Below are 24,622 nucleotides of genomic sequence, written 5' to 3'. Positions count from 1 at the left end.
CCACAGCCGGAACAAGGAGCCACCAGCATGTCCGCCGATCCCCAGGGACGCACCTTCGTGGTGCCAGTGGCAGGGGCAACTGTCCTCGTCAGCGATGCCCGCCAGCCGGTTGGCCGCGCGCTGGTCGGCGCACTTGCCGCCGCTGGCGCACGCCTGGTGGTTGCCGGCCTGCCCGGCCCCGCGCCGGTGCGTGATGCGCACGATCCCGTCCTGGGCCTGCCCGGGGTCCAGCCGCTTCCACTCGATGTGACCGATCCTGTCTCGGTTGCCGAGACGATAAGCCGGATCGGCGGTCCGCTCGACATCGTCATCAACACCGCGCGCCATGTGCGCGCCGGGGGGGTGAGCCACGACGGCAATCTCCTGGCCCACCACCGCGCGCTCGAGGTTTCGGCAATGGGGCTCGCGCGCCTGGCGCAAGCGACGGCGCCAATTCTTGCCGGCCGGCCCAGCGGCGCGTTTCTCGATGTGCTGTCGGTCAAGGCGCTGGCGGGCGATGCCGGCCATGCTGGATTTGCCGCCGCCGAGGCTGCGCGCCTCTCGCTGCTGCAAAGTTTTCGCCACGAGATGCGCAGCACCGGCGTGCGCGTCCTGGAAGTGTTCACCGGGCCGACCGACGATGCCGACCACCAAGCACTGCCCCCGCCCAAGGTAGCGCCCGCGCGCCTTGCCGCCGCCGTGCTCGACGCGCTGGCGCAGGGACGCGAACAAACCTGCGTGGGCGAGGTGGCGCGCGAGGCGATGCGCCGCTGGCTCGACGATCCGGCCCTCTTTGCCAGGGAGACCCAACCATGACGTCGCTGCTTACCGATCTTGTCGCACAGCTTGCCAGCGGGGCGATCCGCGTGGTCGATCTGGCCAATACCCTGTCGTCCGATTTCCCGGTGATCGTTTTGCCGTCCGAGTTCGGGCAATGCGAGCCGTTCCGGATGGAGACGGTCTCCCGCTACGATGCGGACGGGCCGGCTTGGTACTGGAACCGGATCACCATGAACGAGCACACTGGCACGCATTTCGATGCGCCGGCGCACTGGATCACCGGGCGCGACGTACCGCATGGCACGGTCGACGCAGTCGCGGCGCGCGATTTCGTCTATCCCGCCGTGGTGATCGATATCAGCGCCGCGGCCGCCGCCGACGCCGACTTCGTGGTGACACGCGCCTTCCTCGAGCATTGGGAGTCCCGACACGGCGCTATCCCGCCGCGCCATTGGATCCTGCTGCGCAGCGACTGGTCCAAGCGTGTGGGCACCCTTGCCTATCTCAACCTGCAGGATGATGGCGCGCATTCGCCTGGCCCCGATGCCGATGCGATGCGCTTCCTCGTCCACGCGCGCGACTGCGTGGGCCTGGGCGTGGAGACGGTCGGCACCGATGCCGGGCAGGCCAGCCACTTTGCCGAACCGCTGCCCGCCCATTCGATCCTGCACGGCAATGGCCGTTTCGGGCTACAGTGCCTGACCAACCTCGACCAGTTGCCGACCTTCGGCAGCGTGATCGTGGCCGCCCCGCTCAAGATCAAGGGCGGCTCGGGCAGCCCGCTGCGCGTCATCGCGCTAATGCCGGAGGCGTGAGCGGGAGCAAACCCACCCGCTGCCTTCAATAGTCGAAGTCGAACTCGGGGCGAGACCAGGCCCAGCCGGTGATGCGCCAGCCAGCGGCTTCCTTGTGCAGCGCCACGGTGAACGTGGCGTCGACCTCGGCACCTTGCTGGCCGCCGAGGGTATACCGGAAGTCGGCCGGGACGACGACGTAGGCGCGATCCCCCGTCACGTCGACACGGCGGGGCTTGCGCAGCGTGTTGACGCCCTTGGTCAGCCCGATAGCGGCGTTATGCGCGGTGAGCGCAGCCAGCCAGTGGGCGCAAGTATCGGCGCCGTGCCATTCGTACGGTGCAAACTCGTCGACAATAGCGGCTTCGCGTGCGCAGCTGGCGATGACGCCGGCGTTGTCGCCTCGGTTAAGGCTGTCAACATAGTGGTGCACGGTCTGCATCACGGCGGCGGCGACAGCCGGATCAGGCGCCTTTTCCGCGGCAGGGGGTGATGCCGCAACGGTGGTATCTGCTGCCTGCGCGGGCACGGCGGCCAGCACGAGCGCGAGTGCTGCAAGCGCGGCGGCCCGGGCTGATTTCCGGCGCGTGAACGTCGGCGTCATGGTCGTCATCGGCGGGGCTTCCCTGATCATGGTCGTGATCGGCACAGGCTTGCCCAATGCTGCCTTGCTGGCAAGCAGGCAGGCCCTGTGCACCGGGGGCCTGGCCGAAAATACAAGGTATCCCGGCGCAAGTGCAATACCGTGTGGTGGCAAACCTGCCAGTGTTGCATCATCGGGTGCTGGCGATGCACCCAGCCCCCCACAATCGAGCATTCATGCACAGATCCGACCAAGACGCCGCCGCCGAGCCCGGCCTGTTCTCCGGCATGTTGGGGACCGGCGACATCATTTTCATGATCCTCGCCTGCGCCGCACCGATGGGTGTGCTGGCCGGAATTATCCCCCTCGCCTTCGCCTTTGGCAACGGCGCCGGGATGCCCGGCGCGCAACTCGCGATGTGTGCGGTCATGCTGCTGTTCGCGGTGGGGTATGTGCGGATCATCCCGCACGTGCGCAATGCCGGCGCGTTCTATGCCTATATTGCCGCCAGCCTCAACAAGGAGGCCGGCATCGCTGCGGCCTATACGGCAGTGGTTGCCTATACCTGTGCCGCCGCCTCGGTGCTGGGAGCGATGAGCTATTTCGCCGCTGACGTGTTCGCCACGCTGACCGGCATCGCCACCTCGTGGGTGCTATGGGCGGCCGCGAGCATCGCAGCGATTGCCTGGCTGGGGTATCACAGGATCACGATGGCGGCCAAGGTGCTGACCGCGGCACTGCTGCTCGAGGTAGGGCTCATCGCCGTGATCGACGCGCTGATCCTGTGGCAACGCGGCTGGGCCGGGCTCGATTTCGGCAGCTTTGCCCCCGCGACGATCTTTGCGCCCGGCCTTGGCATCGCCGTCATCTATGCCATCAACGGCTGCATCGGCTTTGAAGCGACCGCAATCTATCAGGAAGAAGCGCGCAACCGCGCCGTGACCATCCCGCGCGCTACCTATGGCGCAGTGCTGGTACTGGGCACCTTCTACGTGCTGTCATCGTGGTGCCTGGTGCTGGCGGTAGGCCCGGCACAGATCAAGGCAGTGGCAGCTGCCGATCCCGGCCACCTCGTCTCGGGCATCGCGTTTCGCACGCTCGGCCAATTCGGGCGTGACGCGCTCAGCCTCTTGACGATCACCAGCCTGTTCGCCGCCGCACTGGGCTTCTTCAACAACATCGCGCGCTATTTTTTCGCTCTCGCGCGCGATGGGCTGATCCCCGCCGTGCTCGGCCGCGTTCACCCGCGCCACGGCTCACCCTACATGGCCTGCCTCGCGCTCGCCGGGATACTCGCGCTGGTGATCGCGCTGTTCGCCTTGGCCGGGCTCGACCCGCTGCTCTCGCTCGCCACCAGCCTGTCGTCGATGGGTGCAGTGGGTCTCGAGATCCTGCTCACTGCCACCTCGCTGGCGATCCCGCTGTTCTTCGCGCGGCGCGGCGAATATTCGGCGGGCAAGACCCTGGCCCCGCTACTGAGCGGGGTGATCATCGCCGTGGCGACGTGGCTGTCGCTGGCCAACTACGCCACGCTGACCGGCACCACGTTGCCGGTGATCAACCGCCTGCCGCTGCTGTTCATCGCCATCGCCGCCGCAGGCCTCGCCCATGGTACCTACCTCCGGCGCTGCCGCCCGGCGATTTATGCCGGCGTCGGGTCCACCCACGTCGAAGGCCCGGTTGGCGAATGACCGTGCCCCTCTTCTCCGTTCGGAGCCACCCATGACCGCACCCTTCTCCCCCACTCTCCCGACCGGTAGACTGCTGATCGACGGGGCACTGGTCGAGCCGCTCGGCACTGCCGCCCCATTCGATGCGATCGATCCGGCCACCGGGCGGGTGATCATGCAGCTGCCGGGCTGCGACATCGCCGACGTGGATCGTGCGGTCGGCGCCGCGCATCGCTGCTTCGAAAGCGCAGCCTGGCAGTCGATGCGCCCGCTCGACCGCGGCCGCCTGCTCGAGCGGCTGGCCCTGCTGGTCGAGCGCGAGCGGGACGATCTCGCCGCGCTCGAATCGCTCGACAGCGGCAAGCTGCTCACGGTGACGCAGGCAATCGACCTACAGTTCACCATCGATGGGCTGCGCTATTTCGCCGGTTGGGCTTCGAAGATCGCGGGGGAGACCGTCACGCATTCGCCCTTGGTCGAGGAGGCGGCGCTCTACCGCGCGTTCACCCAGCGCCGCCCCGTCGGCGTAGTAGCGGGCATCACACCGTGGAACTTCCCGATCGGCCAGGCGATCCAGAAGATCGCGCCGGCCATCGCGTTCGGCTGCACGGTGGTGCTCAAGCCGTCAGAGGAAACCTCGCTCACCGCAATGCGGCTGGGTGAGCTGATTCTCGAGGCGGGCTTTCCGGCCGGGGCGGTGAACATCGTCACCGGCACCGGCGCCGCCGTCGGCGTCCCGCTGGTGGCGCATCCCCTAGTGCGCAAGATCGCGTTCACCGGCTCAAACGCCACCGGGCAGGCGATCCTGACCCAGGCGGCCCGCACGATGAAGCGCGTCACGCTCGAACTGGGGGGCAAGTCTCCCACGATCGTGCTGGCCGATGCCGATCTCGACCGCGCGATCCCGGGCGCGGCAGCCGCAATCTTCGCCAATTCGGGGCAGATCTGCACCGCTGGCTCGCGCCTGCTGGTCGAGGCGCCAGTCCATGACGCGGTGATCGACGGGGTCTGCCGCATCGCACGCGACCTACGCCTGGGCTCGCCATTTTCTGCCGAGACGCAGATGGGACCGCTGATTTCCGCCCGCCAGCGCGATCGCGTGGCCGCGCTGGTCGAAGCGGGGCTTGCCGAAGGCGCGCATCCGCTGGAAGGCGCTGCCATACCCAGCGGTCCGGGCTGGTTCTATCGGCCGACCGTGCTCGCCGGGGTGGAGGCCGGGATGAGCGTGATGCGCGAGGAAATCTTCGGGCCAGTGGTGTGCGCGGTGAAAATCACCGATCGCGCCGACATCGTCCGCATTGCCAACGACACGCCCTATGGTCTGGCCGCCAGCGTGTGGACGCAGGACATCGATACGGCCCACCTCCTGGCTGAGCGGATCGACGCGGGAACGGTGTGGATCAACACGCACAACGTTCTCGACCTGGCGATGCCGTTCGGCGGCAGCAAGCTGTCAGGCGTAGGGCGCGAGTTCGGCAGCGAGGCGCTGCAGGCCTTCACCGAACCGCGCGCGGTATGCCTTCGGCTGGATCGAGCCAGGGCGGGATTCTAAAATCGCCCGCCCGCAACCCCGCCACCCGGAGGGCAGGCTGGGTTGCAGGCTTCGCTTACCAACCGCTCAACACTTTGCCGCCCGGCAGCTTGACGGTCTTGAGCATGCCCCCCGGCTTGCCGTTGCGCAGCGGGTAGAACACGATATCAACCTGGTCACCCGCCTTGAGCGTCGAAAAGCTCCAGCCAGCATGCGTCATCAGGTTGGGGCTGCTGCACTCGAGTGCATAGGTCGTCCCGCCCGACTGCGCGACGACGAAAGCATGGGGGTTGGTCCAGGTGAACTTGCTCACCATGACACCGCGCAGTTCAACCTGCTTGGTCTGGTCGAACATCGCGAACGAATGGTGGGCCAGGGCCGATCCGGCCGGAGCCAGCGCTGTCACAGCGGCCGAGGCGGCAAGGATGATCGTACGAAGAGTTGGGGTCACGGGCAGACGCTCCTGGGAGTGGGTTTCAGAACAGCACATCAAGGGTGAAGCCAATCCAGCGGCCAAGGAAGATCACCAGCGTCCACAGCACCAGCGACAAAACGCCGGCGGCACGCGCGGCAAAGGGCGGCGCGGCGGTCTCGTCCCACTGCGCGATCGTGCGCTGGGTGGTGGCGTGGAAGATCGCCATGTTGATGCCGGCCGCCACGATGGCCAGCAGCTTGAGCTGGAACTCGGTATTGGCGGCATAGGCCACCGCGTTGGACGCAAAGAGCAGGCTGCCGGTGATGATCGCGACGACGAAAGCGCCCCATGTGAAAGGTAGCAGTTCAGTGATCAGGCGATTGGCGCTGCGCCGGTGCGCGGCATAGCCGACGAGCCGCAGGTCAACGATCAGGATCGTGCCGAAGACGAGCGTGATCGCCAGCACATGCAGCGATTCGAGCACCGGGAAGGCGTTGGCGTTCTCGCGAATGGCGTTAGAAAGCGGCAGGTCATAGATGCTTTTCAGCGTGGTTTGCAGGGTCATGGGTTGGGCTCCCCCGGTTGTGCTGTTTGGTCGTGACGGTGACGGGGCGCCGTTCAGGTGTAGGCGATGAAGCGGCCACAGAAGATGACCGCGCTCCACACCACCAGCAGCAGCCATGCCACCGTCTTGGCCGCAGGCCGCGCATCGTCGCGCAGCAGCGGGCGGCGCAGCAGCAGCGTGGCAAGGAAGGCCAGCAGCACCAGCGCCATCTTGGCCCAGAACACCGTATTGCCCAGGGTACGCGCCGGCTCGGCCACGATCAGCAGCGTGCCACTGGCCAGCAGCACGACCAGCGCCGACCATATCCACGGCAGATAGCGCCGAACCACGCGCGCGGGGCTCTCGTCAGTAGCGAGCACGCCGGCGAGGCGCAGTTCCGAGACCAGGGCCGAGCCCACGACCACCGCGATCGCCAGGATATGCACGCTTTGCACCGTGGGGATGATCCACGTCGTCTCGCGGAACGTGGTCGAGATCGGCGTGGCATAGAGCCAATCGCCGAAGGTTTGGATGGACATGGCGCAAGGTCTCCCCTCGATGCGTGGACGTTCAGGTCGGTTTATTCCCCCCGCCCTAGCCGTCAGGCTGGGCGCCGGGACGTTCGAAACCGTTGCAATACCGGAACAGAGCGCGCGCAACGCCGTCACAGCGTGGCCGAAAGCGTCACGCGCAGCGAACGCGGTTCCAGCGGATGGGCGTTGATCCCGGCCACGCCGGCGGCAGGCTCGCCGGGCAGCCGGCTGACGTAGTAGTAGTCTGCCGCATCGTCGCGGCTGCCGAGCAGGTTATAGATATCGGCACGCAGGTTGACGCGCGGCGTCAGTTGATAGCCCGCCGAAAGGTTGATCTCGCCATAGCCGGGCGAGCGTTGGCTGTTGTCCTCGGTCAGCGGATGCGGGCCGAGCCGCCGCCACGTGAGCGCGCCCGACCAAGGCCCCAGATTGTCGACCAGCACGCCAGCGGCACCGATGAATCCGGGCGCATCCTCGATAAAGCGGGTGGCCGGGGCACCATCGCGATAGCGCGCATGGCTGAATGCGAGGTTGGAATTGAGTTCGAGCCAGGGCAGCGGGCGGTACTGGGCGCTCAGTTCCAGGCCGCGACGCCGGCTGGGCCGCCCCGCCTCGGTCTGCCCGGCATCGGCCGAATAGGTCAGTTCGGAGGCGAAATCGATCTGGAACACGGTGGCCGCAAGCGTCAGCTGGCGCATGAGATTGCTGCGCAGCCCCGCCTCCATGCTGGTGGCGCCGACCAGCAGCGGTGGGCGCACCAGGGTGGTACTGCCATCGTCCGCGGTGACGAGGCCGGCGCGGCCATCGTTGGAATGGAAGCCGCGCCCCGCCGAGACGTAGAACTCGGTCCGCGCCCAAGGGCCGAGGATTACGCTGCCCTTGGGCTGCCACAGCGCGGCATGCTCATGCCCGCGCTCAGCACGCACCAGGTCGTGGTCGGCCACGTGGAAGCGATCGACGCGCAGGCCAAGCACGGTGCGCAGCCAAGAAAGCCATTGCGCCTTGTGTTCGACATAAACGCCAAGGCTTGCCTCCTCGACTTGGTCGTCGCGATCGGTGCTCAGCACCGCGCGGCGGCGGGTGTGCGCCAGATCGACGCGGATCGCATCAAAGCGTCCATCAATCCCGAGGGTCAGGGTCTGGTCGATCCCGACGGTGGCAAAGCGGTGCGTCAGTGCCAGGCTGCCGCCCGCGATCCAGCGACGATCGTTCTGCGCGTGCTGGTCGCCGTTGACCGGGTCATCGAGGTAATGGGTGAAGTTGCTCCACAGCGTCAGATGCTGGCGCACGCCATAGATCTCGGTGGTGAGCTGGTCGGCGCTGGACAAGGGCCGGGCGTAGCGCAGCGACAGCGACATGCGCTGCGATATCCCCCCATCGCTGGGATCGAGCGAACCAAAGCGCCCAATCAAGCCCTGCTCCACCGCGCGCAGGGGCTGGTCGGTGGTGGCATTCCAGCGCCCCGAATAGGCCATTGCCGTGGCTGACCACCCATCCTCGGCAGTGCCATGCGAGAGGCGCACCACCCCGTTGAAGCGGCGCAGGTTATCAGGGTTGTCCCATGGGCCATCGAGGTGGAAGTATTCCCCCGCCCCAAGCAGTGTGGTGCCCCCGCGCAGGGCCACCGATCCGCCCGCAAACACGCGGCGATCGCCGACCGTGCCGGCGGAGAGCGAAAGTGTGGGCGGCAAGCTGTCGACCAGGCTCAGCCGCGCTGATCCCACGGCGGCAAAGTCCCCGGCGGCGGCGAAATAGGGGCCCTTGGTAAAGGCGATCCCGCCAAACAGTTCGGGCATGAGGAAGTTGAGATCGGTATAACCCTGGCCGTGCGCGTGGGTGCGCTGATTGACCGGCATGCCATCGACGAAGGTGGCAAAGTCAGTGCCATGGTCGAGGTTGAACCCGCGCAGGAGGTACTGGTTGGCCTTGCCCTCGCCGCTGTGCGAGGTCACCGACAAGCCGGGGATCGCCTCCAGGTACTGCCCGACGCGGTAGGCCGGCCGGCGTTGGATTTCCTGGCGGGTGATCGCGCCCTCACTCGATGTGGTGGCGGTGCCAAGCACGTCCTGCGTCGAGGCGGTAACCACGATTTGCGGCGGTGCATCGGGCGAAGCGGCGGCAGGTTCGGCGGCGCGGACCGTGCCAGTGGCAAGCGCCAGTGCGCTGATGGCGGCAAGCATGATCGATGTGCGGCGCATGGCGCTTCCTCCCTCGTCTGTTCTTCGACAAAGGAGGAAGCGCAGCGGCCCGGCCCGCACAAGTTACGCGACGGTTGGCGCAGCGCCCCGCAACGGCTGCGCGCAACGGTTACCCAAGGTGCCGTTACACGGGGTCGAAAGCCGACCCTATTGCGCGGCAGCGGTGGTGACCTCGGCGTCATATTCGGCGATGGCTTCGCGCGCGATACGGGTGGCATCGATGCCAGCGGGCACGCCGCAATAGACAGCCACCTGGAGCAGGGCCTCGCGAATCTCCTCGCGCGTCAGGCCGTTGCGCAGTGCCGCCTTGACGTGGAGCCGCAGCTCGTGCGGGCGATTGAGTGCGCTGATCATGCCGAGGTTGAGCAGGCTGCGCTCGCGGCGGGTAAGCCCTGGGCGCGACCAGGTCTCCCCCCAGCACCAGCGCGTCGACAATGCCTGCATCGGGCGCGAGAAATCGTCCGCATCGGCCATAGCCTGCTCGACATAGGCCGCACCGAGCACTTCCTTGCGCAGCGCCAGACCGCGCAAGAAGGCCGGATCGTCGGTGCCGTCGGCCAGAGGGTCCGGGGAGTCCTTCCCCATATTACAAACCACCGACGAGGCAGTACTTGATGGACATGTAATCAGCGAGGCCGTGGCTCGATCCTTCGCGGCCGAAGCCTGATTCCTTCACCCCGCCGAACGGTGCCACCTCGCTCGAGATCAATCCGTCGTTCACCCCGACCATGCCGTATTCGAGGCCCTCCATCATGCGCCACTGGCGTGCAACATCGGCGGTATAGACATAGGCGGCAAGGCCGAACGGCGTATCGTTGGCGATGCGCAGCGCGTCAGCCTCGTCGGTGAAGCGGATGACCGGCGCTACCGGGCCGAATATTTCCTCGTGCGCGATGGCCATGGCCGGGGTCACCCCCGCCAGCACCACCGGACGATGAAAGGCACCGCGCGCGGGGCCATCGTGCCCGTGGCTGACTTCGCGCGCGCCCTCGCCCACTGCGGCCTCGACCAGCCCGGCTACGCGGGTGACCGCCTTGTCATCGATCAGGGAACCCATCGCGCCCGGTACCGCCTGCCCATCTGCCACGCGCAAGGCATCGACCCGCGCGGTGAGCGCAGCGACAAAGGCATCGTGCACGCCATCCTGCACCAGGAAGCGGTTGGCACAGACGCAGGTCTGCCCGGCGTTGCGGAAGCGCGAGGCCATGGCACCGTCAACCGCGCGCCCAATGTCGGCATCGTCGAACACCACGAAGGGCGCATTGCCGCCCAACTCAAGGCTGAGCCGCTTCACCTGGGCAGCAGCCTTGGCCATGATGACCTTGCCCACCTCGGTCGAGCCGGTGAAGCTGATCTTGCGCACCAGCGGATGGCTGCAGAACAGGTCCCCCGCCTCTGACGAACGCACGGCCGGGGCCACGCGAAACAGGTCGCGCGGCACCCCGGCGCGGTGGGCCAGCGCCTCCAGCGCGAGCGCGGACAGCGGTGTAGCCTCAGCCGGCTTGACCACGATCGAGCAGCCTGCTGCCAGTGCCGGCGCGACCTTGCGGGTGATCATCGCCAGCGGGAAGTTCCACGGGGTGATCGCCGCGCACGTCCCCACCGGCTGGCGCAGCGTCAGCACGCGTTTGCCTGGCGCAAAACTGGGGATCACCTCGCCATAGGCGCGACGCGCCTCTTCGGAGAACCATTCGATGTAACCCGCACCATAGCGCACCTCGCCACGCGACTCCTCGAGCGGCTTGCCGCTTTCAAGCGTCATCAACAGCGCCAGCGCCTCGGCGTTTTCCACCATCGCGTTGAACCAGGCGCGCAGCACGTCGCTGCGTTCCTTGGCGGTGCGCGCCGCCCAGGCATGGCGCGCGGCGTCAGCGGCCTCGACGATCGCGGTGAGTGCAGCCACGTCATAGCGGCGCACCGTGGCGACGATGCTGCCATCGGCCGGATTGGTCACGGCCAGGCCCGCCGCATCGAAGGCGTCGGGATGCAGCAGGTGGTGGACAGGGTTGGTCATGGCAGGATCTTTCGTTGAAGGGGCGATCACACCATCCGTGCGAGCACGTCGGTATCGCCGCCGCGATCGTGCAGCCGGTGCTTGAGCGCGCCAGCCACGTGAAGCACCACGAGCACGGCGAGCGTATAGGCACTCCACCCGTGCAGCGTGTCGAACAGCGCGAAGGCCTTGTCGTTCTTGGGCAACAGTTCAGGTACCTGACCCAGCCCGAAGAAGGGCACGCCATCACTCTGGGTAAAGCTGGCCGACATCGCATAGCCCAGCAGCGGGGTCAGCAACGTCAGCACCATGATCGCACGGTGGACCAGATGCGAAAGCACCCGCTCCCAGGGCCTGAGCCCCACCGGCGGGTGCGGCAGGTGGCGGCGGTGCTGGTAGCGCAGGCCCAGGTGGACCAGCGCGAGCAGCCAGACCAGGACGCCGAACTGCTTGTGATTGGGATAGAACACCGCGAACTTGGCCGTCGCCTCGTCAGGCAGGCCGGTCATGAACCAGCCCGACCAGATCATGCCGATGATCAATACGGCGCGCAGCCAGTGCAGCAGGCGCATCGACAGCGGATAGCGGATACGCGCCCCGCCGGTTTCATCGTGCATCGCCCTCTCCTTGCCCGCACGCGCGCTCACAGGAAGATGCCGCGCGAATAGCCGCCATCGATGGTCAGCGACTGGCCGGTAATGGTCGGCCGCGCGGCAACCGCCAGCATCGCCACCAGCGCGCCGACATCATCGGGCGTCAGGATCGTGCGCGTGGGTATCTCGGCAACGAAGCGCGCCTCGATCGCGGCGGGCGTGGTGTTTTCGGTGTGGGCCATTTCGGCAAACAGCTCGGCCAGGTGCGGCGTGCGGACAATGCCGGGGTGCACCGCATTGACGGTGATACCACCCGGGCCAAGCTCGTCGGACAAGACCTTGGTCAGGTGCGAGACCGCCGCGTTGCGCAGGCCGCTCAAGGTGTCGCTCGACCGGCCGGTCAGCCCGCCGATATTGACGATATGGCCCCGCCCCTGCCGCTTCATGGCTGGCACGACCGCCTGAGCATAGCGGAGATAGCCGCCCACCTTGACGTCAAGATCGGCAATCAGTGCGGCCACATCGACGGTCTCGATCGCCCCACCGATCGGGGTGGAACTGGCGGCGGCATTGACCAGCACATCGATCCGACCATGCCGCGCAAGGACGGCGGCGACGAGGCCTTCGATGGAGGCTGGATCGCGCGCATCCGACGCAAGTGCGAGGCAATCGCCACCGATCGCATCGGCCGCAGCCGCAAGCCGCCCCGCATCGCGCGCCGTAATGACCACGGCAAACCCGGCGCCCTGCAGGCCGCGCACGATCCCCGGTGCCATTCCGCCGCTGCCGCCGGTGACAATCGCCACGGGCGGCCCGGAACCCACTGCCGCAGCGCTCATGGCAACTCAGCCTGGATCAGCATCGGCCCGTCGAGCGCGAGCCCCTGCGCCAGTGCCTCGGCCAGTTCGCCGCAGGTGGTGACGCGCACCGCCTCCACGCCATAGCCACGCGCCAGCGAAACCCAATCCACCTTTGGCTTGTCCAGCAGCGTCAGCGCCTCGATCATGGCATCGCCCAGCGGCGCGTTGGCGCGCACCAGTTCGGTCTGGAGAATGGCGTAGCGGTGGTTGGCCGCGAGGATCACCGTCACCGGCAGCTTCTCGCGCGCCATCGTCCACAGGGCCTGGAGCGTATATTGTGCGCTACCGTCCGACTGGAGCGAAACCACGCGCGCTTCTGGCGCAGCGAGCGCCGCCCCCAACGCACAGGGCAGCCCCTGGCCGATCGCGCCGCCCGTGTTGGTCATCACACGATGCCGGCGCGCGCGATGCGCGTTGCGCAGCCAGGGCCCACCCAAGGTCGAGCCCTCGAGCGAGATGATCGCATGTTCGGGCAGTTGCACCAGCAGTTCCTCGACCACGCCCGCCGGCGTCAGCGCAGCAGTGGGATCATTGGCACTGGCAGTGGCCGGCGTGAACGGCTGGGCGCCAGCCGGACCCGTTACGCCCAGCGCCGAACCCAGGCGCACCAGCGCGTCGATCGCATCGTGCTCCGGCCCGGCCAGGCGCACCAGACTGGCCTCTGCAACCAGCTGGCTGGGCCAGCCTTCATAGCCGAAATAGCTGATCGGCATGCGCGCGCCGGCCAGCACGACGCGGGCCGTGCCCATTTGCGCGATCACGTCGTCGGGGAAATAGGCCTGCCGCTCGACCGCAGGCAGATCACCGCCCAGGGTCACGATGCCCGGATAGGGTTCCATCAGCAGGCGGCCGCCAAGCCGCGCGGCGAGTGCGGCACCCGCACGCACGCCCGCCTCGGTCAGGGCATTGCCGCCCAGCAGCACGATGGCGCCCTGATCGCTTTCCAGTGCGGCAGCGGCGGCGGCAACCGCCGCGTCATCTACCCGCGCGCCCTGCCATGGGGCAACCGTGGCACTGCCAGGCAGCGCATCCTGGTGTTCCTCGCGCGCGTCGATCACGTCGGTCGGCACGATCAGCGTCGCCGCACCGCCCTCGGCCACCCGCGTCGCGGCAAAGGCAGTGGCGACATCGTGCGCGATGGCACCAGGCTCGGCCATGCGGATCACCTGGCGCGAGACCGGCGATGCCAGCGATGTGATGTCCGACGTCAGCGGCGCGTCATAAGGCAGGTGCCAGGTGGCATGATCGCCGATGATGTTGACGATGCGCGAACCGGCACGCCGGGCGTTGTGCAGGTTGGCGATGCCGTTGGCAAATCCGGGTCCAAGATGCAGCAGCGTCAGCGGCACCTGCCCCGATACGCGCGCATAGCCGTCTGCCGCGCCGGTGCACACGCCCTCGAACAGGCTGAGTACCGGGCGGATGCCACCATGGCGGGCCAGCGCGGTGACCATGGTCATCTCGGTGGTGCCGGGATTGGCAAAGCAGATACGCGCACCGCCAGCGTGGAGCGCGTCGAACAGTGTATCCGCCCCCGTGCGGATCACCGCATCGTCGGATGGTGCAGGTGCGGCAGGCATGTCATTGGCCATCATCGTGGTCCTCGTGCGCGCGCACCGTAACGCCGGCGAGGAAACCCTCGACCAGACGACGGAACGCCTCGGGGGCATCGTCGTGGACGTAGTGCGAGGCACCGTCCACGCTGGCATGGGCCAGATGCGAGTTTTGCGCTTCGAGCCGGCGCACCGCCTCAAGGCTGCAAAAGTCTGAACGTCCGCCGCGGATCACCAGCGTGGGCACGCGGATCGCGGCGATCACCGGCCAAAGGTCGATCACGCGGGCGGGATCGGGCGCGATGCGCGTGGCGGCGATGCCTTCGGCATCATAACGCCAACGCACCCCACCTGCCGGGTCGGCAGTCATGCTTTCCCACAACCGTTCCTCGATCGCCGCCTCGCCCACGTTGGGCCGCAACCGGCGCCAATAGGCGCGCGCCTCGGCCCAGTCGGCAAAGCGCACGGGCAGTGCCTTCATTTCCGCGACGATGCGCTCGAACCCAGCACCACCGACAGACGAGCCGGCGGTAATGTCTTCGACAATCAGCGCGTGAAGGCGTGCCGGGTGCCGCACGGCATAGGCATAGGCGGTGGTGCCGCCCATCGAATGCCCGACCAGCACGAAACGATCGAGACCGGCTTCGGCCACGACCGCCTCGAGATCGGCGAGGTAGGCATCGGTGTAATAGTTGCGGCCCTCGTCCCAGTCGCTTTCACCACGCCCGCGCGCGTCGAAAGCGATCAGGCGATAGCGGTCAGCCAGCGCCGCGGCGAGCGGGCGCCAGGTCCCCGAATAGCCGCGCAGACCGTGCAGCAGCACGATCGCGGGGGCCTGGGCATCGCCCCATTCGCGCACGCACAGCGACACGCCACCGCGCGCGACGCGCCGGATGCGCTCGCCAGGCAGCAGCGCCACCGGCGCGGGCGGCGCATCGTCCAGGATGAGATCCGCCGTCATGGTCAGGTCAGCCCGTTGCCTTCGGCGTCTTCGGCACGCAGCCCGCCGAGCCGCGCGTTGAGGCGGCCGCGCGTGGCGAAGACCCAGCACACGATCACTTCGTCACGGTTGGGCGCATCATCGAACGAGACGCTCATCGTGTCGTAGTGCGAACGCACATAGAGCGCGTCCTTGTGGCCGAACGGTACGTCAAGAATGGTTCCGGGCACCCCACGCTTGCCGGTAGAGGGCACCCACGAGGCCCCACCGCCCAGCGCATCGCGGATCGGGTTGGCTGCCGGATTGGTGAGCAGCGCGTTGCCGTGCTCGTATTCGCCATCGATACCCACGAGGATCGCCTTGCCATAGCTTTCGATCGGCGCCCCGCCCGTCAGCGCATTGATACGCCGCCCGAATTCCACGCCGAGCACCGGGGAGGCCTCGATCCACGCCGAGAGATCCTCGACATAGTTGCCGGCATAGGGGTTCTTGATGCACGCGCCGATCATGTACTTGATCAGCGGCGCGCCGTCGGCGGCGGCACCAGTCTCACCTGCAAGGATTTCCTCGACCTGGGTGAACCACTTGCGAATGTGGAAGGCGCCAAAGTTGGCGGCGTATCTGGTCATGACAACTCCCCTGGATTTTTGTGTCTGCGGGCATCGCCCGGTTCAGGTCTCGGCCGGTGCGGTCACAGTGTGATCGGGTTCGCCTGGCCTTCGTTACGGTTGAGCTCGGCCTGCGACGCGCCGCCCTCGAGCGGGACGTTCTGGCAAAACACCTCGAGCATGTGGCCATCGGGATCATAGAAATAGATGCCCACCGAAACGCCATGATCGAGGATTTCGGCAATCTCGACGCCGCGCTCGCGGAAGAAGGCGTAGTTGGCGCGCAGGTCTTCCATGTTGCACCCGGCCATGGCCAGGCCGATGTGCTCGAACTCGCGGCCCTTGGCCTCCTTGCCGATGGCGGTATCGGCCGCCGCCGGGAACAGCGCGATGTCGTGATCGCTCAGGCCAAAGCTGAGGAACACCCCACCCTTGTACGGCCCATCGCCGGCGCGCGCCGTGATCTTCATGTTGAGGATCTCGGCATACCAGCGGGCAGAGGCCTCGGGATCCTTTACGAACAAAACGATATGCGCGATCCGCGCGACGTTAATGGGTGACATGCGGCAACCCCAGGTCGGAGGGAACGGACGGCAGCCAGGCGAGGCCGGTAATCTCGTTGAACTCGCGCCATTCCTTGGCCCAGGTGCGGCCGCCGTCAACGCTGCGGTACAGATAGCCGAACTTGCTCGCGGCGAGTTGGAAATCGGGATCGCTGGGATGGGAGCCAAACGCCCACATGCACGAGTTCGACGGATGATCGAGCGCGGCCCTGGTCCAGGTTTCGCCGGCATCGTCAGAGAGCAGGATCGCCGCCGTCGTGCCCGGCGTGCCATCGCCGATTCCCACGGCCAGTTGGCGGTTGCTGCCTGGACGGCGTAACAGCACACGCGAATAGCGCAGGCCCCAGGTCTCCTTGGCCGGCTGACGCGTCCAGGTCTGGCCACCGTCGGTCGAGCGGTAGAGGGCGATGACGGTCAGCGCGAGGTGGACGGTGCTGCCGTCGTCCTGCGGCAGGATCATGATGTCGTGCAGGTCTGAGTTGCCACCGAATTCGGACCATGTGCTATCGATGCGCGTCCAGCTGTCGCCGCCGTCGCGACTGCGATAGAGGCCACCCTCCTCGATACCCGCCCAGACGTCGTCGGCATCGCTCGGATCGACCGCCAGCGCCAGCATGCGTGGGCGGTTAACCCCGGCGCAGAACTCGGGCATTTCCAGGCTGGTGCGCTCCCAGGTCTGCCCGCCATCGCGCGAACGGAAGAAGATCGCCAGCGACGGAGCGCCGGTGCCGGCATACATCACCAGTGGATTGCTCTCGCTGACCACCAGCTTCCACACGGCAAGACCGTTCAGCGCGCAGTCGATGCGGCTCCAGTGCACGCCGCAGTCGGCGCTGTAGAACAGCCCCTTTTCCGCTCCGGCAAAAATACCGTCGGGATTGCGCGGGTCGACCAAGAGGCAGCGTACGCGATCGTCGTATTCCAGATCCTGGCCAATGTTGATGCGATACCACGACTTGCCGTTGTCGTGGCTGCGCATGACGGCCTGGCCGTCGGTGCTCACGATGAGAGTCTTGCCCATGGTCGGTTCCCTGATTGAAGACGTGAAATTGACGCAGCGCGCGGGTGGAGCTGAACCTCTGCTCAGCTGAGGTTGACCCACACGCTCTTGGTCTCGCTGTAGAGCTCCATGGCCTGGCGCCCGTGCTCGCGGCCCCAGCCCGACTGCTTGAAGCCGCCGAACGGGGTGGCGTTATCGACCATGTTGAAGCAGTTGACCCAGACAGTGCCGGCCTTGACGGCCGCGGCAAGGCGGTGGCCCTGGCGGATGTCGTTGGTCCAGATGCCCGCCGAAAGACCGAAGTCGGAATCGTTGGCCTGTGCCACCAGGTCGTCGGCATCGCTCCATGACAGCGCGCTCAGCACCGGGCCGAAGATTTCCTCGCGCACCACGCGCATGTCGCGCCCGGCGCCGCGCAGGATTGTCGGCTCGAAGAAGAAGCCCTCGCCATGGGCGGCAGGCCGGCCGCCGCCGATCATCACCTCGGCGCCCTCTGCCTGGCCGATCTCGACATAGGAGGCCACGCGGTCCCACTGCTCCTGCGAGACCAGCGGCCCGAAGTTCACGCCCGCATCAAGGCCGTTGCCGATCGTCAGCTTGGCGGCCTCGGCAGCGACGCGATCGAGCAGTTCGTCGTGGATCGCGGCGTGGGCATAGAGGCGCGAGCCGGCAGTACAGGTCTGGCCCTGGTTGAAGAAGATGCCTGCCGCGATTGAGGCTGCGGCGGCGCCAAGATCGGCATCGGGCAACACGATCTGCGGCGACTTGCCGCCCAGTTCAAGGCTGACCTTCTTGAGGTTGCCGGTGGCGCCGCGCACGATCGCCTTGCCCACCTCAGTCGATCCGGTGAAGGCCACCTTGTCCACGCCGGGATGCGCGACCAGCGCCGCACCGGCTTCGCCAAAGCCGGTGATGACGTTGAACACGCCCGCCGGAATGCCCGCTTCGAGCGCCAGCTCGGCCAGGCGCAACGCGGTCAGTGGCGTCTGCTCGGCGGGCTTGAGGATGACTGTGCAGCCCGCCGCAAGCGCGGGCGCCACCTTCCATGCCGCCATCGACATCGGATAGTTCCACGGCACGATCAGACCGCACACGCCGACCGGCTCGCGCGTGGTGTAATTGAGGATGCGCGCCCCGCTGCGCGGCGAAACCGGCAGCGTCTCTCCGCCGAACTTGGTGGTCCAACCCGCAAAATAGCGGAACGTCTTGATCGAACCCTCGATCTCGACCCAGCGCGTCAGCGAGGCGGGCTTGCCGTTGTCGATGCATTCCAGCACCGCCAGTTCGTCGGCCTCGCGCTCGATCAGGTCGGCCAGGCGATAGAGCAACTGCCCGCGATCGTAGGCGCTCATCGCCGCCCACGCAGGATTGACCAGCGCGCGGCGCGCAGCCGCGACAGCGACATCGACGTCGGCCGCCCCGCCCTCGGCAACCTGGCAGATCGCCAGGCCCGTCGCCGGATTCTCGGTGGCAAAGGTCTTGCCGGAAAGCGCAGGCACTGCGCGCCCATCGATGATGAGGCCGCGCGGAGCGGGCGCGAGGGCGGCGGCCAGGCGGTCTGCCGTCTGGCGTGCGGTCTCGGCGATGGGGGCGGTGGGCTGGCTGGACATGATACTCCCCTCGGTCTCGCCTCTCGCGGCGATAGTGTGATGCAGCAGACCCGCAGCGGCGTGGTGACCAACCAGGCGAATCCGGCTTGGACGTGAGCTAACCCAACTTCATTGCGTAAACAATACTAGATTTTCAAAGTTTGTTGTTGCATATTCGCGACAATGAAGCGGCGGCGGCAAAACGAGTCCGACCGCCCCGGGAGAACTCCATGCCGATAGGCGACCTTTCGCTGGCGCAGGCCCTGCTTGCCGCGCGCCGCTCCACCAGCCCTGCCGCAGTGCCTGCCGATGACGTGCCGGTGGCCCAGGCCTATGCCGCGCAGCGCGCCGTCCATGTGGCGCTGACGCTGCCGGTGATGGTGTGGAAGCTGGGGCTGACCAGCGAGGGTGCCCGCATGGCCCATGGCGCACACGAGCCGGCGGTGGGCCGGCTGCGCGCCAGCGACATCTTCTGCAACCACGGCACCATCGATTTTTGCGGCGACGAGATGTTCGCCGAGGCCGAGCTGGTATTCGAACTGGGCGAGGATTTGCCCCCGCGCGCAAAGGCCTACACGCGCGCCGAGGTTGCCGCCGCGCTCAAGGGCGTGTGGGCCGGCATCGAGATCGTGCGCACCCGCTTCGAACACAGTGACCTGCCGCTCGGCCTGCTGATAGCAGACAACGTCATGGGCTATGGCCTGGTACTGGGCGATCGGCTCGCAACGGGCTGGGAAGCGCGCTTTGCCGCCATGCCGGTTACGCTCACGATCGACGCGGATGCACCGGTGGCGGGATCGACCGATCGCGTCATGGGCGATCCGCTCGATGCGCTGGTTTGGCTCGCCAACTGGCTCTGTGCCCATGGCGAGGGCGGGCTGCGCGCCGAGCAACTCGTGGCGGCCGGTAGCTGTACCGGGGTCACGGAAATCCATCGTGGCGACACGATCGTCGCCGCATTCGACCAAGCCGGGATCGCCAGGGTGGTCTTGTCCGCCTGATCCCATCATCATGCATTTCACGAGGAGATCGAACATGAACCTGGAACTGGGCCTTGCAGGCAAGGTCGCCGTCATCACCGGCGGCGGCGTGGGTATCGGCAAGGAAACCGCGCGTAAGCTGGCGCTGGCCGGCGCCAAAGTGGTTATCGCGGCGCGTACTGCCGCCAAGCTCGAAGCGGCCGCAGCCGAACTGCGCGAATCGACCGGCGGCGAGATCATTGCCGTGCCCACCGACACAACCTCGTGGGAGTCGGTCCAGGCACTCGTCGCGGCCGCCGTGGCGCGCTTTGGCGGTGTGCATATCCTCGTCAACTGCGCCGCAGCACCAGGCGGCTTGGTGCGCAACGCGATCGAGCTGGCCGACGAGGACGCGCTGATGCTTGATCTCAACACCAAGCTGTTCGGCTATTTCCGGGCGGCAAAAGCCTGCGTGCCACATATGCGCAAGGCCGGGTGGGGCCGCATCGTCAACGTCGGCGGTCTGACGGCGCGCTGCACCGAGGCGCTGTCGGGCATGCGCAACACGGCGCTGGTCCACTTCACCAAGACGCTCTCTGACGAGGTGGGACGCGACGGCATCACCGTCAACATCATCCATCCGGGCGTTACCCGCACCGAACATATCGAGGAATGGTTTGCCGAGATGGCGGCCGAGGAAGGCACCACGTTCGAGGCCATCGTCGAGCGCGAGGCCGCCGGCCCCGCTGCGTTAAAGCGTATGCTCGAAGTAGCCGAAGTGGCCGACCCGATCGTGTTCCTGTGCTCGCAGTTGGGCAGCGGCATCACCGGCGAATCGATCGCGGTGGACGGCGGCCTATCGCGCGCGGTGTTCCTCTGATGCAGCAGCGATAAGGATGCGGGGTGCGGCCTGTCGCCGCACCCCCACCCAGCTTCACTCGATTACGCCGCCGAAATAAAGCCGCGCGGCCGAGCCGCCGATTGCCCAGCAGGCCCATGGCTCATCAAGCAGGGCGCCGCCGCCGCTCAGCGCGAATGGTCAGCACGGTAACGGCAATGCTCGCCGCCAGAATCGCGCTGTTGGCATAGATCATCGGTGCGAACGAGCCGCTGGCCAGCGTGGCGGCGGCCGCTGCAGGGCCAAGGCCAGTGCCGAATGTCTGGATAGAGCCCATTGCGCATACCACCCGCCCGCGCAGGCACGCCTCGGCACAGATGCCCGACAGCAATGGCTGCGCAAAGTTCCAGCAGAACTGCAACAGTACGACTGCCACCACGAAGCCGGTCGCTTCGACCCGCCCGTCAAACATCAGGAAGCTGATGACACCCGCCGCGCCACTCAGCAGCAACGGCCACACCCGGCCCCACCGGCGCGGCAGCATGCCGGCAAGTGCAGCGCCGGCAACGCCTGCCATCGTGCCGATCGAAAGACCAGTGGCGATCACTCCAGGCGCAATGGCGTGGGCCATGCCGATCCGCTCGGAATAGCTCCACATCGCCCCCAGCGCGAAGAAGAACAGAAAGACTCCAAGCAGGGCCCCGCTCGCCAGCCGCATGTCGAGCCGGCCGGCCCCGGCAAAGATGTCGGTTTCGTCGATGCTGCCTTCGGGGAACCAGCGTACGCCCAACGCCACTGGCACCACGACCAGCGCATTGGCGAGGAACAGCGTCGCGGGTGAGACCGCCGCCTGCAGGGCGGGCAGGCTGTAGAGCAGCGCCGAGCTGCACAGCGCGCCAACCACGAGATAGATCGAGAATGCGCGGTCCGGGTTGGCGGCGCGGCCAAGCGCGGCAAAGGCAAAGCCCACCGCAATCCCCTCGCCCGCTCCCGCCACCACACGCGCTGCGGCCATCGCGGCAAAGCCCGTGGCCAGCGCGGTCAGGATATTGCCGGCGATCACCAGCGCCAGGCCGATGCTCACGGCAAGGCGCCAGGGCACCCGCGCCAAAAGGAACGTGCTGAGGCCGATGGTCACGCCCATCGCGTTGATGTCGAACGCAGCGAGATAGCCGAGCTGGTCGTTGTCGAACCCGGTTTTTTGCGCGATTACCGCCAGAAAGCCGGGCGTCACGAAAATCACGAAGGCGCCGATCAGCCCGACCAGCACCGCGCTGATCTGCCCCGCCGGGGTCAGCCGGCGCGTGCCGCGTTCGGCCTGCGCCATGCCCTCGATTGCGGTGTTGAATTCCATCTGCCCCTCCCTGGACGACGTGGAACCGCGCCGCGAGCGGCTATGCATCAAACCATGCACCACCGCCCGCGCCGGGTTGGTCTTTGGGTTCAGCCAGGCAACACGTCCTCCACCGCAGCACCGAAGCGATCGACGATAGCATCGGCATCGGCGCGGGTGATCACCAATGGCGGGGCAAAGACCAGGGTATCACCCAGCGCGCGGGTGATCAGCCCGCGATTGGCTGCAGCCTTGAGCACCTGGCGACCGGTGCGGTTGGCCATGGGCAGCGCTTCCTTGGTGCCGCGATCGTGCACCAGTTCGATTCCCAGCATCAGTCCCTTGCCGCGAATATCGCCAACATGGGCGTGCTGACCAAGCCGGTCGCGCAACGCCTGGAGCATGTAGGGCCCAACGTCGGCGACGTTGTCCACCACCTTGAGCTCATCGATCAGCTTGAGCGCGGCAAGCGCGGCGGCCGCGCCGACCGGGTGCGCCGAATAGGTATAGCCGTGGCCGAAAAGCCCGGCCTTGCCTGCCTCGCTCTCGATCACGTCCCAGACCTTTGGCGAGATGTAGCACACCGACATCGGAAAGTAGCCCGAGGTCACACCCTTGGCCGAGGTGATGAGGTCGGGCTCGTAGCCATAGGTCTGGCTGCCCCAGTAGGTGCCGAGACGACCAAAGCCAGATACAACCTCGTCGGCGACGAGCAGGATGTCGTGCTTCTTGAGGATAGGGCAGATCGCCTCGAAATAGCCTTCGGGCGGCGGGATCAAGCCACCAGCGCCCATCACTGCCTCGGCAAAGAACGCGGCAATGGTGTCGGCGCCTTCACGCTCGATCAGATCCTCGAGTTCCTGGGCAAGCTGCTGCGAGAACGCGCGCTCGGTCATGCCCTCGGGCGCCTTGCGATAGTAGTAGGGCGCGCTGACGTGCAGGATCGGGCCCTTGGGCAGGTCAAACAGCGTGTGCATGCCCGGCAGCCCGGTGAGACTGGCCGTGGCCACACCGGAACCGTGGTAGGCGTTCCAGCGCGCGATGATCTTCTTCTTCTCGGGCTTGCCGCGCAGGTTGTTGTAATACCACACGAGCTTGAGCTGGGTTTCGTTGGCATCGCTGCCCGAGGCACCGAAGAACACCCGCGACATCGGCACCGGCGCGCGTTGCAGCAGGGCCTCGGCACATTCGGCGACGACGTCGCTGCTCATGCCGTTGAACGTGTGGAAGAATGACAGGCGCTCGCTCTGCCGGGCGATCGCCTCGGTGATCTCGCGGCGCCCATAGCCCAGGTTGACGCACCACAGGCCGGCCATCCCGTCGATGTATTCGCGTCCGTCAACGTCACGCACGTGGATGCCGGAACCACTTTCCATGACCGTGGGCCCTTCGGCCATAAGATCGGTGATCGCGGTGAACGGGTGGAATTGGCTGCGCTGGTCGCGCAGGGCCGCTTGGGAAAGCTGGCTGACCATCGAATTTCTCCCTTGTCTGCGTCTTGCGCGGTCCGCGCCGCGAATCAAGCGCCCATGTGGCGTAGCACGTCCTCGCCGAAAGGCTTCATAAACGCAACAGTAATACTGAATTTGAGATATCTTTTTCGTTTAAACAACAATTGCACCCACCGGGTGCAGACAGGCCGCGCCGGGATCGCTATGGTGAGCCAGCGCGCCCGTGACAGTGACGGGATACATTGACACGGGCGCGCGTGTGGCAGAGGGAGCAGGCATGGACGACAGACCCGATCTTGGAAACGTGATGGCGATGATGTCGTTCGCCGCGGTGGTCAGCACGGGGGGCTTTTCCAGCGCTGCCACGATGCTGGGGTATTCCAAGGCCGCAGTCAGCCGCCAGATTGCCAAGCTTGAGCAGAGCATCGGCGTGCGCCTGCTCGACCGCACCACACGCTCGGTGACACTGACACCGGCGGGACGCGAGATGTATGCGCGCTGCGCCCGCATCGTCGAGGAAGTCAACGAAGCCAACCAGGTGATGACCGGGATGCTCTCCAAGCCGCGTGGCGAGCTCAAGGTCAACGCACCGGTGGTATCCTCGCTGTTCGATCTCACCACGATCCTGCCGCGCTTCCTCCAGACCTATCCTGACGTGCGGCTGTTCGTGAACCTGTCGGACAGCAAGGTGGACCTGCTCAAGGGCCGCTTCGACGTGGTGTTCTGGATGGGTGACACCTTTGATTCCAGCCTGGAATCGGTGCAGTTGCGCAGCTATCCCATGGCACTCGTCGCCGCGCGCTCGTACCTCGACCGCGCCGGGCGCCCCTCGGCCGCCAACGACCTCAAGGTGCACACCTGCATCGTCGAAACGCATATCTCCAAGGTTGGCGAGTGGCGCCTGTCGGAAGACACCACCGTTGCCGTCAACCGCGGACCGCTCACCAGCAACTCGGTACGAATGGCACGCGAGGCCACGCTCGAGGGCCTAGGCATCAGCTACCTGCCGCGCTTCCTCGTCGAGGACGACATCGCCGCCCGCCGCCTCGAGGTCTTGCTGCCCGACCTCGTGAACGAGCGGATTCCACTGCATGTGGTATTCCCACGCGGCAACTACGCGTTGTCCAAGGTGCGCGCTTTCGTCGATTTCGTGCGCGCAGAGATGGCCGATCAGGAAGAGGGCGCCGCCGCGCCGATGTTGGGGCTGGCAACTGCGATCTGATCACCGCGCCGATCGGCGGCCGCGAGGAAGACACCACCCTATCGCAGGCCGAGCGACACCTGACAAAGCGGCCTGATCTGGCGTATCTGCGTT

At 66.7% G+C, this 24,622-nt stretch carries 24 protein-coding genes; 7 read left to right on the top strand and 17 right to left on the bottom strand.

Features of this window, described 5'->3' with window-relative positions; all coding sequences use genetic code 11:
* Positions 1–27: 27 nt before the first annotated feature.
* The gene (locus tag H926_RS30510; RefSeq protein ID WP_022678543.1) at positions 28–795 is read left to right on the top strand and encodes an SDR family NAD(P)-dependent oxidoreductase; all 768 of its coding nucleotides are present in this window, start codon (positions 28–30) and stop codon (positions 793–795) included.
* Positions 792–1,574, top strand: coding sequence for a cyclase family protein (locus H926_RS0124275; protein WP_022678542.1), 783 nt, complete (start codon positions 792–794; stop codon positions 1,572–1,574). Before H926_RS30510 ends, H926_RS0124275 begins: the two co-directional genes overlap by 4 nt.
* Before the next feature lie 25 nt (positions 1,575–1,599).
* Here H926_RS0124275 and H926_RS31375 read toward each other — a convergent pair whose 3' ends face one another.
* Positions 1,600–2,166: a hypothetical protein gene (locus tag H926_RS31375; protein ID WP_148291880.1), complete on the bottom strand. Its 567-nt coding sequence runs from the start codon at positions 2,164–2,166 to the stop codon at positions 1,600–1,602.
* A gap of 206 nt (positions 2,167–2,372) precedes the next feature.
* On the opposite strand from H926_RS31375, the gene H926_RS30500 reads away from it, so the two are divergent.
* Together H926_RS30500 and H926_RS0124260 are read left to right on the top strand one after the other, a co-directional pair.
* Positions 2,373–3,827 carry an APC family permease gene (locus tag H926_RS30500; protein ID WP_022678540.1) on the top strand — a complete coding sequence of 485 codons (1,455 nt, stop codon included), beginning with the start codon at positions 2,373–2,375 and terminating at the stop codon, positions 3,825–3,827.
* 31 nt (positions 3,828–3,858) lie between these two features.
* The gene (locus tag H926_RS0124260) at positions 3,859–5,358 is read left to right on the top strand and encodes an aldehyde dehydrogenase (protein ID WP_022678539.1); all 1,500 of its coding nucleotides are present in this window, start codon (positions 3,859–3,861) and stop codon (positions 5,356–5,358) included.
* Positions 5,359–5,413: 55 nt separating this feature from the next.
* Here the strand turns inward: H926_RS0124260 and H926_RS0124255 are convergent, their stop codons facing one another.
* The 14 genes from H926_RS0124255 to H926_RS0124190 all read right to left on the bottom strand — a co-directional run bounded on the left by H926_RS0124255 (position 5,414) and on the right by H926_RS0124190 (position 18,747).
* Positions 5,414–5,788, bottom strand: coding sequence for a DUF6152 family protein (locus tag H926_RS0124255; RefSeq protein ID WP_022678538.1), 375 nt, complete (start codon positions 5,786–5,788; stop codon positions 5,414–5,416).
* A gap of 25 nt (positions 5,789–5,813) precedes the next feature.
* The gene (locus tag H926_RS0124250) at positions 5,814–6,434 is read right to left on the bottom strand and encodes a DUF6644 family protein (protein WP_237741196.1); all 621 of its coding nucleotides are present in this window, start codon (positions 6,432–6,434) and stop codon (positions 5,814–5,816) included.
* Positions 6,371–6,835, bottom strand: a complete 465-nt coding sequence (locus H926_RS0124245; RefSeq protein ID WP_022678536.1) for a DUF6644 family protein — start codon at positions 6,833–6,835, stop codon at positions 6,371–6,373. Before H926_RS0124245 ends, H926_RS0124250 begins: the two co-directional genes overlap by 64 nt.
* Positions 6,836–6,960: 125 nt before the next feature.
* Positions 6,961–9,027 carry a TonB-dependent receptor gene (locus H926_RS0124240; RefSeq protein WP_022678535.1) on the bottom strand — a complete coding sequence of 689 codons (2,067 nt, stop codon included), beginning with the start codon at positions 9,025–9,027 and terminating at the stop codon, positions 6,961–6,963.
* 147 nt (positions 9,028–9,174) lie between these two features.
* Complete coding sequence (locus H926_RS0124235) at positions 9,175–9,612, bottom strand: carboxymuconolactone decarboxylase family protein (RefSeq protein WP_022678534.1); 438 nt, start codon at positions 9,610–9,612, stop codon at positions 9,175–9,177.
* Position 9,613: 1 nt separating this feature from the next.
* Complete coding sequence (locus tag H926_RS0124230) at positions 9,614–11,041, bottom strand: NAD-dependent succinate-semialdehyde dehydrogenase (protein ID WP_022678533.1); 1,428 nt, start codon at positions 11,039–11,041, stop codon at positions 9,614–9,616.
* A gap of 26 nt (positions 11,042–11,067) precedes the next feature.
* A complete protein-coding gene (locus H926_RS0124225; RefSeq protein WP_022678532.1) occupies positions 11,068–11,637 on the bottom strand; it encodes a cytochrome b in 570 nt (189 codons plus the stop codon).
* Between the two features lie 26 nt (positions 11,638–11,663).
* Entirely contained in the window at positions 11,664–12,452 is a 789-nt protein-coding gene (locus tag H926_RS0124220) for an SDR family NAD(P)-dependent oxidoreductase (RefSeq protein WP_022678531.1), read from the bottom strand.
* Complete coding sequence (locus H926_RS0124215; protein WP_051146505.1) at positions 12,449–14,053, bottom strand: acetolactate synthase large subunit; 1,605 nt, start codon at positions 14,051–14,053, stop codon at positions 12,449–12,451. The genes H926_RS0124220 and H926_RS0124215 overlap by 4 nt, the downstream gene beginning before the upstream one ends.
* 1 nt (position 14,054) lies before the next feature.
* Entirely contained in the window at positions 14,055–14,987 is a 933-nt protein-coding gene (locus H926_RS0124210; protein WP_022678529.1) for an alpha/beta fold hydrolase, read from the bottom strand.
* 2 nt (positions 14,988–14,989) lie between these two features.
* Positions 14,990–15,595, bottom strand: a complete 606-nt coding sequence (locus tag H926_RS0124205) for an amino acid synthesis family protein (protein WP_022678528.1) — start codon at positions 15,593–15,595, stop codon at positions 14,990–14,992.
* A gap of 62 nt (positions 15,596–15,657) precedes the next feature.
* Positions 15,658–16,137: a VOC family protein gene (locus H926_RS0124200; protein WP_022678527.1), complete on the bottom strand. Its 480-nt coding sequence runs from the start codon at positions 16,135–16,137 to the stop codon at positions 15,658–15,660.
* On the bottom strand, positions 16,124–17,158 hold the full coding sequence (locus H926_RS0124195) for a glycosyl hydrolase (RefSeq protein WP_022678526.1): 1,035 nt from the start codon (positions 17,156–17,158) through the stop codon (positions 16,124–16,126). Before H926_RS0124195 ends, H926_RS0124200 begins: the two co-directional genes overlap by 14 nt.
* Before the next feature lie 62 nt (positions 17,159–17,220).
* A complete protein-coding gene (locus tag H926_RS0124190) occupies positions 17,221–18,747 on the bottom strand; it encodes an aldehyde dehydrogenase (protein WP_022678525.1) in 1,527 nt (508 codons plus the stop codon).
* Positions 18,748–18,956: 209 nt separating this feature from the next.
* Here H926_RS0124190 and H926_RS30495 point away from each other — a divergent pair, with 209 nt between their 5' ends.
* Together H926_RS30495 and H926_RS0124180 are read left to right on the top strand one after the other, a co-directional pair.
* Positions 18,957–19,727 carry a 2-keto-4-pentenoate hydratase gene (locus tag H926_RS30495; protein WP_022678524.1) on the top strand — a complete coding sequence of 257 codons (771 nt, stop codon included), beginning with the start codon at positions 18,957–18,959 and terminating at the stop codon, positions 19,725–19,727.
* Between the two features lie 34 nt (positions 19,728–19,761).
* The gene (locus H926_RS0124180) at positions 19,762–20,565 is read left to right on the top strand and encodes an SDR family NAD(P)-dependent oxidoreductase (RefSeq protein WP_022678523.1); all 804 of its coding nucleotides are present in this window, start codon (positions 19,762–19,764) and stop codon (positions 20,563–20,565) included.
* Between the two features lie 124 nt (positions 20,566–20,689).
* Here H926_RS0124180 and H926_RS0124175 read toward each other — a convergent pair whose 3' ends face one another.
* Together H926_RS0124175 and H926_RS0124170 are read right to left on the bottom strand one after the other, a co-directional pair.
* Positions 20,690–21,877: an MFS transporter gene (locus tag H926_RS0124175; protein WP_022678522.1), complete on the bottom strand. Its 1,188-nt coding sequence runs from the start codon at positions 21,875–21,877 to the stop codon at positions 20,690–20,692.
* A gap of 89 nt (positions 21,878–21,966) precedes the next feature.
* The gene (locus H926_RS0124170; protein ID WP_022678521.1) at positions 21,967–23,331 is read right to left on the bottom strand and encodes an aminotransferase; all 1,365 of its coding nucleotides are present in this window, start codon (positions 23,329–23,331) and stop codon (positions 21,967–21,969) included.
* Positions 23,332–23,584: 253 nt separating this feature from the next.
* Here H926_RS0124170 and H926_RS0124165 point away from each other — a divergent pair, with 253 nt between their 5' ends.
* A complete protein-coding gene (locus H926_RS0124165; protein WP_231627483.1) occupies positions 23,585–24,529 on the top strand; it encodes a LysR family transcriptional regulator in 945 nt (314 codons plus the stop codon).
* The last annotated feature ends 93 nt before the right edge of the window (positions 24,530–24,622 follow it).

It is taken from the genome of Novosphingobium sp. B-7, from assembly GCF_000410615.1.
Lineage (GTDB): Bacteria > Pseudomonadota > Alphaproteobacteria > Sphingomonadales > Sphingomonadaceae > Novosphingobium > Novosphingobium capsulatum.
Note: the sequence above shows the minus strand (reverse complement) of the source record. Positions and strands in the feature narration are given on the sequence as shown.